This window comes from Actinoplanes sp. CA-051413, from assembly GCF_050955795.1.
Taxonomy (GTDB): Bacteria; Actinomycetota; Actinomycetes; order Mycobacteriales; family Micromonosporaceae; genus Actinoplanes.
Map to the genome: position 1 here is coordinate 9,802,533 of NZ_CP192100.1, position 13,106 is coordinate 9,815,638.

A 13,106-nucleotide genomic window follows, 5' to 3' on the forward strand; every position below is an offset into this window, starting at 1 on the left:
TTGCCGCAGCCGGCCCAGTGCCCGGTCAGGGGCGTAGCTCCGCGACGGCGCATTTGACCGATCCGCCACCCCGCTTGAGCTCGGTGAGTTCCACCAGCACGGGGGTGTAGCCGTGCGCCCGCACCTTGTCGGCCATCGCCGTCGCCTCGGTGTTGAGAATCACGTGATGACCGTCACTGACCAGGTTGAGACCGAAGGCCTCGGCGTCGGCCCGGTCGGCGATGACCGCGTCCGGGAAGAGCTGGCGCAGCACGCGCTGCGAGGCCGCGGAGAACGCTTCCGGGTAGTACGTGATGTGCCGGTCGTCGAGCGCGGCCAGTGCGGTGTCCAGATGGTAGAAGGCCGGGTCGACCAGCTTGAGCGAGATCACCGGCCGGCCCAGGACCTCCTGCGCCTCGGCGTGCGCGGCCGGGTCGGTGCGGAAGCCGTGACCGGCGAGGATCAGACCGCCGTACGCGCCGGGCAGGTACGCGAAGTCGCCCTCACCCTCGTTGACGTGCTCGGGATCGGCGAAAGTCCACGGGCCGCCGGCGTAGAACAGCTGATGGGCGGCAGCCTCGGCGGCACGCTGGGGGAACTTGAACCGTGCGCCGTAGACCCGGCCGTCGACGGAGAAGGCGCCGTTGGCCGCGTAGACCATGTCCGGCAGGCCGGGCCGGGCGTCCAGGACGTGCACGGCATGCCCCAGGTCACTGAGCGTGTCGCGGAGCAGGTGCCACTGCTTGAGCGCGAGGGCCGGGTCGACCGGGACGGTGGTGTCCATCCAGGGGTTGATCGTGTACTCGACCGTGAAGTGCTCGGGCGGACACATGAGATATGTCCTGTTTCGCGGCAAGCGCTCCGTGTGGCTCATGAGGTAAAGGCTAGGTACGCTGGCACGGCGGAAAACAGCCCTAACTCTTGCTCGTCGGAGGCGAATCGTTGCAGATGGACGCCGTTGACCAGCGAATCATTGCGTTGCTCGTGGCGGACGCGCGCGCCTCGTACGCGGAGATCGGCGCCAAGGTCTCGCTGAGCGCGCCCGCGGTGAAACGACGCGTCGACCGGCTGCGCTCCAGCGGGGTCATCAAGGGATTCACGACCGTCATCGAGCCGGCCGCCGTGGGGTGGACCACCGAGGCGTTCGTCGAGCTGTTCTGCACCGGGCGGACCACTCCGGCCCAGATCACCGTGGCCACCCGGCGGCATCCCGAGGTCGTGGGGGCGTACACGGTCTCCGGTCAGGCCGATGCGCTCGTGCACCTGCGGGCCGCCGACATCGGGCACCTGGAGCAGGCCCTGGAACGGCTGCGGGCCGAGCCGTTCGTGACCTCCACCCGCAGCATGGTGGTGCTGTCCCGGCTGGTCGAGATCCCCACCCCGGTGCCCGCGCCGAATTAACCGGAACCCGGGACGGTCACGCAGCGTCCCACCCCCATGTCGCGCCGTCTGCTGTTCTGCGCCGTCCTGGCACTCACCGTCCCACTCGCCGGCTGCACCGCTGATGCTCCGGCACCCCCTCCTCCGCTGCCCACCTCCTCCGGCGGTGGCGCGATGCGGCTGGTCGCGTTCGACTCCTGCCGGCAGCTCGCCGACGATCTCCGGAAGGCGGCCAAGGCCAGCGTCGGGCCGTACGGTCTGCCCGGCAGCGAGCTCGTCTATCCGGAGGTCCTCCGCGACGGCGCCCGGACCATGGCCGACGCGGCCGGCGCGGCGCCCACGGCCGGGGCTTCGGAATTCTCCGGCACCAACGTGCATGAGCAGGGCGCCGACGAGCCCGACCTGATCAAGACGGACGGGCGGCGGATCGTCACCGTCGGCAATGGCGCCCTGCGGGTCATCGACGTCGCCACCCGCGAAGAGACCGGCAAGGTGGACCTCGACGCCGGCCTCCGGGGAAGCGGGCTCCAGCTGCTGCTCGCCGGCAATTCCGCCCTGGTGCTCGCGCCGACGACCTCGTACCGGTCCTCCATCGCCGACGGCCCCGACCCGGGCGGCCGATGGACGGAGGTGCTGCTGGTCGACCTGTCCGGCGTCCCCACCGTGGTCAGCCGCTACCGCGGCGAAGGCAACCTGGTCGACGCCCGGATGACCGGCAGCACCGCCCGGGTCGTCCTGCGCAGCGCGCCGCGGATCAAGTTCCCGTTCGACAGTGGCATCTCCGACGAGAAGAAGCGGCTCGCCGCGTACCGCGACGCGATCGACGCCGCGCCGGCCCAGGCCTGGCTGCCCCGCTGGGAGGTCACCGACAACACCGGTACGACGAAGGGCCAGGCGGACTGCGGCCGGGTCAGCCGGCCCACCGACTACTCGGGCGCCGCCCTGGTCAGCGTCCTTACTTTCGACCTGACCAGGTCGACCCTGGGCAGCGGCGACGCGGTCTCGGTCGTGGCCGACGGGGACACCGTCTACGCCACGCCGGACAGCCTCTACCTCGCCAACGACGACCGCTGGCGCTTCGACCGGCTCCCCGGCCGCATCCCGGACCGGGAGCGTCAGCAGACCGAGCTCTTCAAGTTCGCCCTGACCGGCAACCAGCCGCCGGTCTACCGGGCGTCCGGCACCGTGCCGGGCCACCTGATCAACCAGTACGCGATGTCCGAATGGGACGGGCACCTGCGCGTCGCCACCACCGACGGCGCGACGGAACGCTCAGCCGTACGGGTGCTGGCAGACCGCGACGGCCGGCTCGTGCAGACCGGCATCATCGACGGGCTCGGTAAGGGTGAGCGGATCTACTCGGTGCGCTTCCTCGGCGCCCGCGGTTATGTGGTCACGTTCAAGCAGACCGACCCGCTCTACAGCCTCGATCTGCGCGACCCGGCGAAGCCCACGGTCACCGGCGAACTGAAGATCACCGGCTATTCGGCCCACCTGCAACCGGTCGGCGAGGACCGGCTCATCGGCATCGGCCAGGAGGCGGACGGCAACGGGCGCACCCAGGGTCTGCAGGTCTCCCTCTTCGACGTGGCCGACCCGGCGAACCCGAAGCGGCTCGCGCAGTACCACCTGCCGGGCGCCTACTCCAGCGCCGAGTTGAACCCGCATGCTCTGCTCTGGTGGCCGGGCACCCGCACGCTGTTCGTGCCGGTTGAGGGCCGCGGCGTGCTGGCCCTCCGAGTGACCGACGACCTCACCCTCGCCGGCGAGGTCAGCCAGTCCAGGCTCCTGAGGTCGCTGGTTGCCGGGACCGAACTGTGGACGTACTCGGAGAACGGCCTGCGGGCCTCCGACCTGTCCACGCTGCGCCAGCTGGCGTGGGTGCAGACGGGAAACTAGAGATACATCCCCGGGCGGTGGTCGTCGCCGTCCTTGGCGTCCTTCGGCGGGGCCGGCTTGTCACCCTCGCCGAAGAAACGCTTGCCGCCGAACTCGCCGTGCAGCCGGTCGTCCAGCTCGTCGGCCAGGCCGGTCATCACCTGCACGGCCAGCATGAGGTGGGTGGCCTGGAAGTTGCGGCCGAAGACCGGGATCGACGCCCACACGGTGTCCTGGGCGCAGTAGAGCCGGCCGATCGGCATCCTGTTGGTCAGCTCGGAGAGCTTGACGTAGAGCTGCTCGGTCGGCTCCACCTCGGTGAGGATCGGCGAGAAGACGTCGACCAGCGGCGGGTTGTCCCGGCACCGGACGAACACCATCGCCGAGCCGGCCCGGATGCCGATGTCCCCGTCGGTGTCGACCTGCAACTGGTCGACGGTGGTCTTGCTCATGGTGGCGACGACCGTGCGCACCCGCTCCTCGAGCGGGATGACCTCGTCGGCGGCGTTGGCCAGCGCCTCGGAGAGCACGCCGTCCTCGTCCAGGTCGTCGAGGCTGAGCTCCTCGTCGATGCTCGGCTCGTGCCGGGCGGTGCCGATCGGTGCGGTCTCGATCGGCTCGTCCTCGTCGTCGTGCACGAGGTAGACCAGGAACGCGGGGTGCGGGGCGCCGTACACGTCGCGCAGCGTGCGGGACACGACCGTGGCCAGCTGCTTGGCGCCGTCGGTGGTGGTCCGCAGGCCGAACGAGTCTCGCGAGCCGGGCAGCACACCCGGCGGCGACCAGCCCAGCGCGACCAGGTCGGCGACCGACGCCCGGTTCATCCGGAAGCCCTCCGGCAGGCCGGCGTTGCCGACCGCGAGCGCCTCGATGACGCCGTCCGGCAGCACCCGGATGCTCACCGAATAAACGGCGGTGCCGGTGCCCGAAGCGGTCGGGTCGAGCGTGATGTCGACGTGCGCGCCCTCGGCCAGGGTGGGCAGCAGCGTGGATAGCGCGCTCGCGAACTCCCGCCAGGCCTCGGTCACCTTCGCCCGCAGGTCGGCAGTGGTCGGCTCGTCCAGCAGCACGCCCTCAGGCTGGTCAGCAGTGTTCTCCGCCGTCATGATCGGTACCTCCGCCCGCCACCCTATCGAGCGCGCGGCGCGCTCACCGGCCGCGTCTCATTCCCGGCCGTCGGCCGGCCAGTCAAGGGCCAGCGAGCTGAGCCGGGCGGCGACATCCGCCGGGTCCGCGCCGCGGCCCACAGCCAGACCCATCAGGTACGCCGTGACGGGCGCACCCGGACGCACGACGTTGTGGGCGACATCGCGGGCGACGTCCAGCACGGCCTTGGCCTCGACGTCGTCGGGGCTCAGTCCGAGCTCATCGCAGGCCGCCGCGATCCAGGTGTCGAGCACGTTCACCGGCCTGCCCCTCCGCCGTACCTCTTGATCAGAGTGACCCGCCCAGCCGGCACGGCCCCGGTCACCGGGCCCATTCCTCGGCGGTGCGGAGGTCGTCGTCGGTGTCGCAGTCGAACCAGGGTGGCGGCCCTGGGCGACGCCAGGACACCTCTATGAAGCGCAGCTGGTCCATGAGCGCGTGCATCGGGGCGCCGTGCAGGCTGCCCCGCTCCTCGGCGACCCGCTTCAGCGCATCCCGCAGCGCCGTGGTCCGCCAGACCCCGCAGAGCGACTGCAGCCGTCCCTCAGCGTCCCGGTAGACCGCGCCCTGCATCGGCGCCGACTCGACGGTGAGCCGCAGCACGTCGATGGCCTCGCCGGTGAGCAACGGCAGGTCGGCAGCGAGCAGCGCGGTGAAGCTGACGTCGGCGGGAACCAGTTCGAGACCGGCAGCGGTCGCGGCGACCGGGCCACCACCGGGCGGCTGCTCCGTGGTCGAGGCGACCGGCACCGGAAGATCGGGAGGCACGCGCCCGACCACCACCTGCGGGTCGGCATCATGCACCGCGGCCAGGACACGCGTCAGCATCGACTGCCCGGCCACCGGGATGGTGGGCTTGTCCGCACCACCCATCCGACGTGCCGCACCGCCGGCCAACACCACCGCCGCGAATCCCCCCACGTACGTACCGTATCCCGTGGGGGACATGAGCGTGACTGTGCGGACGGCATTGCGCCGTGTGCGGGTACCGGCTCGCGCCCTGACGTGGGCCGCAACGGCCGACATACGCTCGGGTGATGGCGCGCACGATGAACCGGCGACCCGTGATGAAGATCAACCTTGATGGGGCGGCCGAGCCGCGCCGGCGCCCCGACGACCTGGCCGCCGAGGAGCCGCTGGAGATCCGGCTGCGCAAGACCCCGCTGGCTGTGACGATGCGGACCCCGGGGCAGGACATCGACCTGGCCATGGGCTTCCTGCTGACCGAGGGCATCATCCGTACGGCGGCCGACGTGGTCACTGCGCAGTTGTGCGCGGGCACTGACACGCCGAACACGTACAACGTGGTCGACGTGGTGCTCGGCGCCGACGTGCCGCCGCCGGTGACCGACCCGAGCCGCAACTTCTACACGACCAGTTCGTGCGGGGTGTGCGGCAAGGCCAGCATCGACGCGGTCCGCACCCGGTCACAGTTCGACGTGGCCGCGGACGACAGCACCGTGCCGGCCCGGGTCCTCGCCGAGCTGCCGGACCGGCTCCGGGCGGCGCAGCGCACCTTCGACCGTACGGGCGGGCTGCACGCCGCCGGCCTGTTCACCGCCGAGGGGGAACTGGTGGTGATGCGCGAGGACGTCGGGCGGCACAACGCCGTCGACAAGGTGATCGGCTGGGCGCTGCGCGAGGGGCGGCTGCCGCTGACCGGGCACGTGCTGCTGGTCTCCGGGCGGGCCAGCTTCGAGCTGACCCAGAAGGCCTGGATGGCGGGGATCCCGCTGCTGGCAGCCGTGTCGGCACCGAGCACGCTGGCGGCCGAGCTGGCCGACGAGGCGGGGATGACGCTGGTCGGTTTCCTGCGCGGACAGACCATGAACGTGTACGCGGGGACGCAACGCGTGACCGTCTGAGCTTCGTACGGACTTCCACGGCCCTTCATCCGGGCCACGTGGGTAAGACATTCACGGTCATGAGGCTGCCGGCATGGCACTCTCACGACGTACTCTCCTGCTCAGCAGCGCTGCGGTGGGCGCGGCCGGCGCCGCGAGCGTCTGGCCGCTGGCTGCCTCGGCGGCGCCGTACCGCGGGCCGCTGCGCGCCGATCCGTTCACCCTCGGCGTGGCCTCCGGCGACCCGGAACACGACGGCTTCGTGCTCTGGACCCGGCTGGCCCCGACCCCGCTCGCCGACGACGGCCTGGGCGGCATGCCGTCCCGCGACGTACCGGTGCAGTGGGAAATCGCCGGCGACGCCCACTTCCGCCGGGTCGTGCGCCGCGGCGTCGCCGTCGCCCGGGCCGCAGCGGCGCACACCGTGCACGTCGAACTGCACGGGTTGGCGCCGGCCCGCGAATACTTCTACCGCTTCAAGGCGGAGCGGTACGTGTCACCGACCGGCCGTACCCGTACGGCCCCGGCGCCGTGGGCGAGCGGGGGCACCCTGGCGATGTCGTTTGTGTCCTGCTCGCAGTACGAGCACGGCTACTTCACCGCGTACCGGCGGCTGGCCGAGGACGAGCCGCAGCTGATCCTGCACCTGGGCGACTACCAGTACGAATACGGGCCGGACACGTACAACATTCCCGGCGGCAACCCGCGCGACCACCAGGGCCCGGAGACGGTGACCCTGGCGAACTACCGCCAGCGGCATGCCCAGTACAAGAGCGACCCGGACCTGCAGGCAGCGCACGCGGTCGCGCCGTGGGCGGTGGTCTTCGACGACCACGAGATCGAGAACAACTGGGCGGACGAGGTTCCGGAGCAGCCGGACCCGAACTTCCTGGCCCGCCGCGCCGCGGCCTTCCAGGCGTACTACGAGAACATGCCGCTGCGCCGCACCTCGATCCCCCGCGGCATCGACATGCAGCTGTACCGGCGCCTGCACTGGGGACGGCTGGCGACGTTCCACATGCTCGACACCCGCCAGTTCCGCGACGACCAGGGCTGCGGCGACGGCTACAAGGACTGCCCGGCCGCAACGGACCCGGCCCGCTCGATCACCGGCGCGCATCAGGAGAAATGGCTGCTGGACGGCTTCCACCGCTCGACGGCACGCTGGGACATCCTGGGCCAGCAGGTCTTCTTCGGCCAGCGCGACAACAACGCGGGCCCGGCGAAGGTGGTGAGCATGGACTCGTGGGACGGCTACGCAGCCTCCCGCGACCGCATCACCCGGGGCTGGGTAGACGCGGGGGTCCGCAACCCGGTGGTGCTGACCGGCGACGTGCACGCCCACTGGGCGGACGAGCTGAAACTGGACTACACAGACCCGACGTCACGCACGGTCGGTACGGAGCTGGTGTGCTCGTCGATCACCTCCACGGGGGACGGGGCTGATGTGGCGTCGGGGCAGCATCCTTGGGCGGCCTGGAATCCGCATCTGCGCTTCTACAACAACCAGCGGGGTTACGTCCGGACGACGATCACGAAGGACGCGATGACGGCGGACTTCCAGGTGTTGCCGTATGTGACTCGGCCGGGGGCGGCTGTGCATACGCGGGCGAGCTTTGTGATTGAGGATCGGGTGCCTGGGTTGCAGCAGGTTGCGGACAATCCGACGCCGGGTGGGGCTGCTGTTCTGCGTAGTGGTGGGGATCTGGGGGGCGATACGGTTCGGCAGGAGTCTGAGAGGCCTTGATCGGTTCGGCCGGGCCGTCCCTTCTTGGATGGCCCGGCCGGCGTTTGGCTGGCCGGGACCGAGAGTCAGATTCGGCGGTGAGCTGCTCGGCGTTGCTTGGGGCTTCGTCTTTCGTGCTTTCCCGGTCCGTCGCCGGGCCGGGTTTCGGGCTTGGCGGGTGAGGCGTCCGGGCCGACTCGAACCGGGAGCTTCTCGCGGCGCTTGATGCTGTCCGGCTTTGGGACGTGACCGCCCGGCCGTAGCGTGTCCCTGCTGTCCGCCTGTGGCTCGGCTTGATCAGTTCCCTCTGTCGCAGGCTGTGGCTCGACTCGGTCGATTGCCTCTGCCGCAGGCTGTGGCTCGGCTCGGTCGATTGCCTCTGCCGCAGGCTGTGGCTCGGCTCGGTCGATTGCCTCTGCCGCAGGCTGTGGCTCGGCTCGGTCGGTTGCCTTCCTTGCCGACTGTGGCTTGGCTGGGTGAGTTGCCTTCCTCGCAGCCGTTTTTTCTGAGCCGGTGGGCAAGTCGGGCTTCGACTTCTCGGACTGCTCTTGCGGGGCGCCATCGCTGTCGTCAGGCTCTTCCGCTTCGGGAGAGGCTTCCATCGAGGGCAGGCCCTCCACGGCCGGCCAGCCGTCGAGCGTCGATGGGGGAAGCCCGGTGATGATCGCGGCCTGCATCAGCACCCCGAGCTGGTAGTCCTCCTTGTATTCGAGGGCTCGCTCAACGGCGACGCTGGCCAGCGGACCCATTCCTTTGCGCCAGGCCACGAAGGCCAGCAGCGCTGCCGGTGCCGAGCGGTAGCGGGGCTCCGCCCGGCGCACCAGGTCCGACCAGAGCGCCAGCTCCCAGTCCTCTGTTCGCGTACGGACCCAGGCGTAGTCGCGGACCGGCACGTGGAGCAACAGAACGCCGAGCCATGCGGCGTCGTCATCGCTGAGCCGCCCGCCGGTGCTGTAGCAGCGCTCCGCCTCCCGCACCGCCAACCGGCCCGCACGTCGCACCAGGGCGAAGAAGTAGTCCTCGTCCGACACGAGGTCCGGGCGTTCGGCTACCTCGTCCGGCGCTTCCGGCATCGGCATTTTCAGACCGAGGCTTGCCCAGAGGACGTTGCCCAGGCGTAGTTCGGCCGATCCGGGGCGGCTCCAGCCACGAGCGGCCACCGCCGCCTGCTGGGTTGTCGGGTCGTGGAAACGGGTGATCCGGGCCGGGTCGCTGCGGCTTTTGTCTGTCGGCGCGGCGGGCGGGTGCGATGGGCGGGTCGTATCGCTGTGGCGTGCCTCTGTTGAGCCGCTGTCGGCCTCCTCCTGCTCGTCGAGCGAGCAGCTCGGCAGCCGGCCGTTGGGCTGCAGGCTGTCCGGATGCGCTCCGTCCGGACGCGGGCCATCTGACGTCTTGGCTTCCCTGGGTGGTGGGCGTTCGCCGGCGAGGGCCGCCAAGCGCAGGACCGCCCGCGCTGTCGCTGCCTCCATCGCCTCGCGGTCGTCACCCGTCACCGGCGCGAGCTGCTCCGACAGGGCTTCCCGATTAGGCAATGCCACCGCTCCAGCGAAGGTCGCTTCGGCCGCCACCACGCTGTGGGCCGGCTCGCAGGGCTGGCCCTCCGGCGGGCAGCACGATGAGTCCGTGCACAGGTATGACCAGAACCGGCCGTCTTCCACGTGCAGCTCGTCGACGACCGTCGTCCCGGCCTTGCGGAACGCGTCCGAGATGCGCATCACTGCTGGTGCCACGCGGGGCTCTTCGCCGTACCCGATGATCGTGACCGCCTCGGCGTCCTGGCGCAGGACGACCGTCGCCAGGTGCAGGACCGCGGCCCGGGCTTCTTCCTCGGGTGCGTTGAGTTCAGGCAGGTCGATGCGCACGGCGAAGGTGATGAGCGTGCCCTGCAGCGCCACCACGACGAGGCTGTCCGCCGGGTGAAAGCCGATCAGGAACGGCACGGCTGAGATGAGCTCCGCCGGTGAACTGACCATCTGCTTTTTCATGCCCGGCAGCGTGGCCGAATTCAGCTCGCCGCCGCCTGCCAAACCTGGCTCCTGTGGATAACCCGGTTATCCACAGGCGTCCCCCACGACCCCGGCTCAGGAACGAAACTGCAACTCATGCAACTCGAGCCCGTCCTGCTGCCAGTCATGGGCATGCCGGTCCAGGTCCATGGTCAGTTCGATCGACGACACCACGTCGTAGCCGGCCGCGTGAAGGCTGCGGATCGCGTCGACGTTGCGCGACGACGGCGAGATCGTCAGCGAGACCATGTTGCGCTTCTTCGCTTCCGCCGCGACGTGCCGCAGCAACTTGCGGCCGACCCCCTTGTGCCGGTGGGAGCCGGTCACGACCACGGGCTCCACCTCGCCGGCGCGGCCGCGCATGATGAGCCCGACCAGGCCGATCACCCCGTCATCGGCGTGGTCGGCGACCCAGAGCCCGCTCAGGTCCAGCCGGGTGAGGTACTCCTCGAAACCCGCGCCGGCATCGTTGGCGGCATCGCCGTACATCTGGTTGTGCTGATTGGTCAGCTCCGACCACAGGCGGCGACCAGCGCTGTGGTCGCTCGGCCGGTACGAACGCACCGCGACAGGTGTCATGCCGACATTTTGACTCCGATCCGGGCACGCCGTAACCCGAAGTGGAAGATAAGGCGGTGGATCTGGCGTACCTGCGCACGCACCCCCAGCATCTCCCGACATTTCTCACCCATCAGCGGATCCGGGAAACCCCCGTCGGGGGCGGTGACGTATGCACCGCATCCCGCCTGACCTTGGACGATGGCGCGTCACTGTTCACCAAGACGTGGCCGTCCGGCAGCGCTCCGGAGCACTTCTTCGCGACCGAGGCCGCCGGCCTGCAATGGCTTCGCGAGGCGGGGACCGTGCCGATCCCGGAGGTGCTGGTGGCGCTTCCGGAGATGCTCGCGCTCGAATGGATCGACTCGGGCCCGCCGTCCCCGGCTGCCGCCGAGCGGTTCGGGCGGGAGCTGGCCGGGCTGCATCGCCGGGGTGCGGATACCTTCGGCGCGCCTTGGACTGGGTTCATCGGGCCGTTGGCTCAGGACAACACGCCCTCCGCCGGGCCGTGGGGGGCGTGGTTCGCGGAACGGCGGCTGCGGCCGTACCTCAAGATCTCGGCCGACAGCGGCGCCCTCCCGGCGGCGGACGTCGCGGTTGTGGAGCAGGTCATCGGGCGGATCGAGGGGTACGGCGGAGACGAAGTTCCGGCTCGGATCCACGGCGACCTGTGGCCGGGGAACGTCCTGTGGGGCGCCGACGGGCGGGCCTGGCTGGTCGATCCGGCTGCGCATGGCGGGCACCGGGAGACCGACCTGGCGCAGCTCGCGCTCTTCGGCAGGGCGCCGCACCTGGAGACGATCATGCGGGCGTACGCGGAGGAGTGGCCCCTGGCGGACGGCTGGCGCGAGCGCGTACCCGTGCATCAGTTGCACCTCCTGCTGGTGCACACAGCGGCGTTCGGCGGGGCTTACCGCAGCTCAGTGCGCTCCACGGCCGACGCCGCACTGCGGAACTGAGCGCTCGGCGTGCCCCGAACCACAGAACGGGCGACGCCAAATGTCACAACCAAGCGCTACGTTCGATCAATGAGCGAGTGTGCCGGGCGATCCGGGTGGCACCGAGCTCCTGCCGACGTGGCCTACCAGCGGGGCGAGGAGTCGACATGAGTGTGCTCGCTGACCGCTTCGGGCGGGTCGCGACCGATCTGCGGGTGTCGTTGACCGACCGGTGCAATCTGCGCTGCTCATACTGCATGCCCGAGGAAGGCCTCGCCTGGATGCCGCGTGAGCAGCAGCTCACCGATGACGAGGTCAGCCGCCTGATCCGGATCGCCGTTGAGCAACTCGGCGTCACCGACGTGCGGTTCACCGGCGGCGAGCCGCTGATCCGGCGGGGGCTGACGGGCATCATCGCCGCGGCCGCCGCGCTCAAACCGCGGCCGAAGCTCTCCATCACCACCAATGGCATCGGGCTTGATCGGCTCGCGGGTGCGCTGCGGGACGCCGGCCTGAATCGCGTCAACGTCTCCCTGGACACCCTGTCACCGGCCCGGTTCCTGGAGCTCACCCACCGCGACCGGCATGCCGACGTGTTGAAGGGCCTGGCCGGGGCAGCCCAGGCCGGACTTACCCCGGTGAAGATCAACACGGTGCTCATGCGCGGGGTCAACGACGACGAGGCTCCGGCGCTGCTGCGCTTCGCGCTCGACCACGGTTACCAGCTCAGGTTCATCGAGCAGATGCCGCTGGACGCTCAGCACCAGTGGGACCGGCACGAGATGGTCACCGCTGAGGCGATCCTGGCCTCGCTCGAGCCGTACGGGCTGCTACCCGATTCGGTTTCACGTGGAACAGCGCCGGCCGAGACCTGGCTCGTGCCCGGCTACGTCGACGCGGCGGGCAATCCGGCCCGCGTCGGGGTGATCGGCAGCGTGACCAGGCCGTTCTGTGGCGACTGTGACCGCACCCGGCTCACCGCGGACGGCCAGGTCCGCAACTGCCTCTTCGCCACCGAGGAGTCGGACCTGCGCGGGTTGCTGCGTTCGGGGCGGCCGGACGCGGACATCGCCAAGGCCTGGCAGGCCGCGATGTGGGGCAAGCGTCCGGGTCACGGGATCGACGACCCCTCCTTCCTGCAGCCGGTCCGCCCGATGTCAGCGATCGGGGGCTGACGTGTCGAGCGGTGCCGGCTTGGTCGAAATCAGGTACTTCGCGGGGGCGCGGGCGGCTGCTGGTTGTTCGTCGGAAAGTGTCGCGGCCGGATCACTCGAGGACCTCACCGTGGTTCTGGCGCAGCGGCACGGCGAGCGGCTCGCGATGGTGCTGAAGGCGGCCAGCTTCCTGGTGGACGGACTCGCCTGTCATGATCGACAAGCGGCATTGCCCGCCGGCGCGACGGTGGACGTCCTGCCGCCGTTCGCTGGGGGTTGAGCTTGATCGCGTTCGTCGCGCTCATCATCGTCGTCATCGGCCTGATCCACTTCTACCTGTGGAAGCGGCTCGTGCGGGACCCGTTCCGAGCCGGGCGGGTGCGGAGGTTCGGCGGTTTCGTGGCGGTTGCGCTGGCTGTGCTGGTGCCGGCGACCCTGCTCGGGGTGCGGTCCGGGTATGTCGAGTGGCTGGCCTGGCCGGGGTACCTCTGGATCGC

Annotated in this window: 13 protein-coding genes; 7 read left to right on the forward strand and 6 right to left on the reverse strand. The window is 70.3% G+C overall.

Translation table 11 applies throughout. From position 1 onward, the window contains the following. Window positions 1–25: 25 nt before the first annotated feature. Window positions 26–853 (reverse strand): dimethylargininase, encoded by an 828-nt coding sequence (gene ddaH, locus ACQP2Y_RS46305; protein WP_433723265.1) that lies wholly within the window; start codon window positions 851–853, stop codon window positions 26–28. Between the two features lie 68 nt (window positions 854–921). On the opposite strand from ddaH, the gene ACQP2Y_RS46310 reads away from it, so the two are divergent. Continuing rightward, entirely contained in the window at window positions 922–1,380 is a 459-nt protein-coding gene (locus ACQP2Y_RS46310) for an Lrp/AsnC family transcriptional regulator (RefSeq protein WP_212992351.1), read from the forward strand. 36 nt (window positions 1,381–1,416) lie between these two features. Then, entirely contained in the window at window positions 1,417–3,258 is a 1,842-nt protein-coding gene (locus tag ACQP2Y_RS46315) for a beta-propeller domain-containing protein (protein ID WP_433723268.1), read from the forward strand. On the opposite strand, the gene ACQP2Y_RS46320 is transcribed toward ACQP2Y_RS46315, so the two are convergent. From ACQP2Y_RS46320 to mobA, 3 genes are all read right to left on the reverse strand, one after another. After that, on the reverse strand, window positions 3,255–4,343 hold the full coding sequence (locus tag ACQP2Y_RS46320) for a T3SS (YopN, CesT) and YbjN peptide-binding chaperone 1 (protein WP_360813902.1): 1,089 nt from the start codon (window positions 4,341–4,343) through the stop codon (window positions 3,255–3,257). The two genes, ACQP2Y_RS46315 and ACQP2Y_RS46320, sit on opposite strands and share 4 nt — an antisense overlap. Before the next feature lie 57 nt (window positions 4,344–4,400). Next, entirely contained in the window at window positions 4,401–4,643 is a 243-nt protein-coding gene (locus ACQP2Y_RS46325; RefSeq protein ID WP_360813900.1) for a DUF6457 domain-containing protein, read from the reverse strand. Between the two features lie 61 nt (window positions 4,644–4,704). Then, window positions 4,705–5,256 (reverse strand): molybdenum cofactor guanylyltransferase, encoded by a 552-nt coding sequence (mobA, locus tag ACQP2Y_RS46330; protein WP_433732391.1) that lies wholly within the window; start codon window positions 5,254–5,256, stop codon window positions 4,705–4,707. Between the two features lie 164 nt (window positions 5,257–5,420). On the opposite strand from mobA, the gene fdhD reads away from it, so the two are divergent. After that, window positions 5,421–6,248 carry a formate dehydrogenase accessory sulfurtransferase FdhD gene (gene fdhD, locus ACQP2Y_RS46335; RefSeq protein ID WP_433723271.1) on the forward strand — a complete coding sequence of 276 codons (828 nt, stop codon included), beginning with the start codon at window positions 5,421–5,423 and terminating at the stop codon, window positions 6,246–6,248. A 73-nt stretch (window positions 6,249–6,321) separates the two neighbouring features. After that, a complete protein-coding gene (locus ACQP2Y_RS46340) occupies window positions 6,322–7,974 on the forward strand; it encodes an alkaline phosphatase D family protein (RefSeq protein ID WP_433723273.1) in 1,653 nt (550 codons plus the stop codon). A gap of 65 nt (window positions 7,975–8,039) precedes the next feature. Here ACQP2Y_RS46340 and ACQP2Y_RS46345 read toward each other — a convergent pair whose 3' ends face one another. Both ACQP2Y_RS46345 and ACQP2Y_RS46350 read right to left on the reverse strand, forming a co-directional pair. Then, window positions 8,040–9,938: a DUF4192 family protein gene (locus tag ACQP2Y_RS46345; RefSeq protein WP_433723275.1), complete on the reverse strand. Its 1,899-nt coding sequence runs from the start codon at window positions 9,936–9,938 to the stop codon at window positions 8,040–8,042. A gap of 96 nt (window positions 9,939–10,034) precedes the next feature. After that, window positions 10,035–10,538, reverse strand: a complete 504-nt coding sequence (locus ACQP2Y_RS46350) for a GNAT family N-acetyltransferase (protein WP_212992359.1) — start codon at window positions 10,536–10,538, stop codon at window positions 10,035–10,037. A gap of 56 nt (window positions 10,539–10,594) precedes the next feature. Between ACQP2Y_RS46350 and ACQP2Y_RS46355 the strand changes: the two genes are divergently transcribed. The 3 genes from ACQP2Y_RS46355 (at window position 10,595) to ACQP2Y_RS46365 (ending at window position 12,889) form a co-directional block, all read left to right on the forward strand. After that, a complete protein-coding gene (locus tag ACQP2Y_RS46355; RefSeq protein WP_433723277.1) occupies window positions 10,595–11,476 on the forward strand; it encodes a fructosamine kinase family protein in 882 nt (293 codons plus the stop codon). Window positions 11,477–11,622: 146 nt separating this feature from the next. Continuing rightward, entirely contained in the window at window positions 11,623–12,630 is a 1,008-nt protein-coding gene (gene moaA / locus ACQP2Y_RS46360; RefSeq protein WP_433723279.1) for a GTP 3',8-cyclase MoaA, read from the forward strand. 19 nt (window positions 12,631–12,649) lie between these two features. Further along, complete coding sequence (locus ACQP2Y_RS46365) at window positions 12,650–12,889, forward strand: MoaD/ThiS family protein (RefSeq protein ID WP_433723281.1); 240 nt, start codon at window positions 12,650–12,652, stop codon at window positions 12,887–12,889. Window positions 12,890–13,106 lie beyond the last annotated feature (217 nt).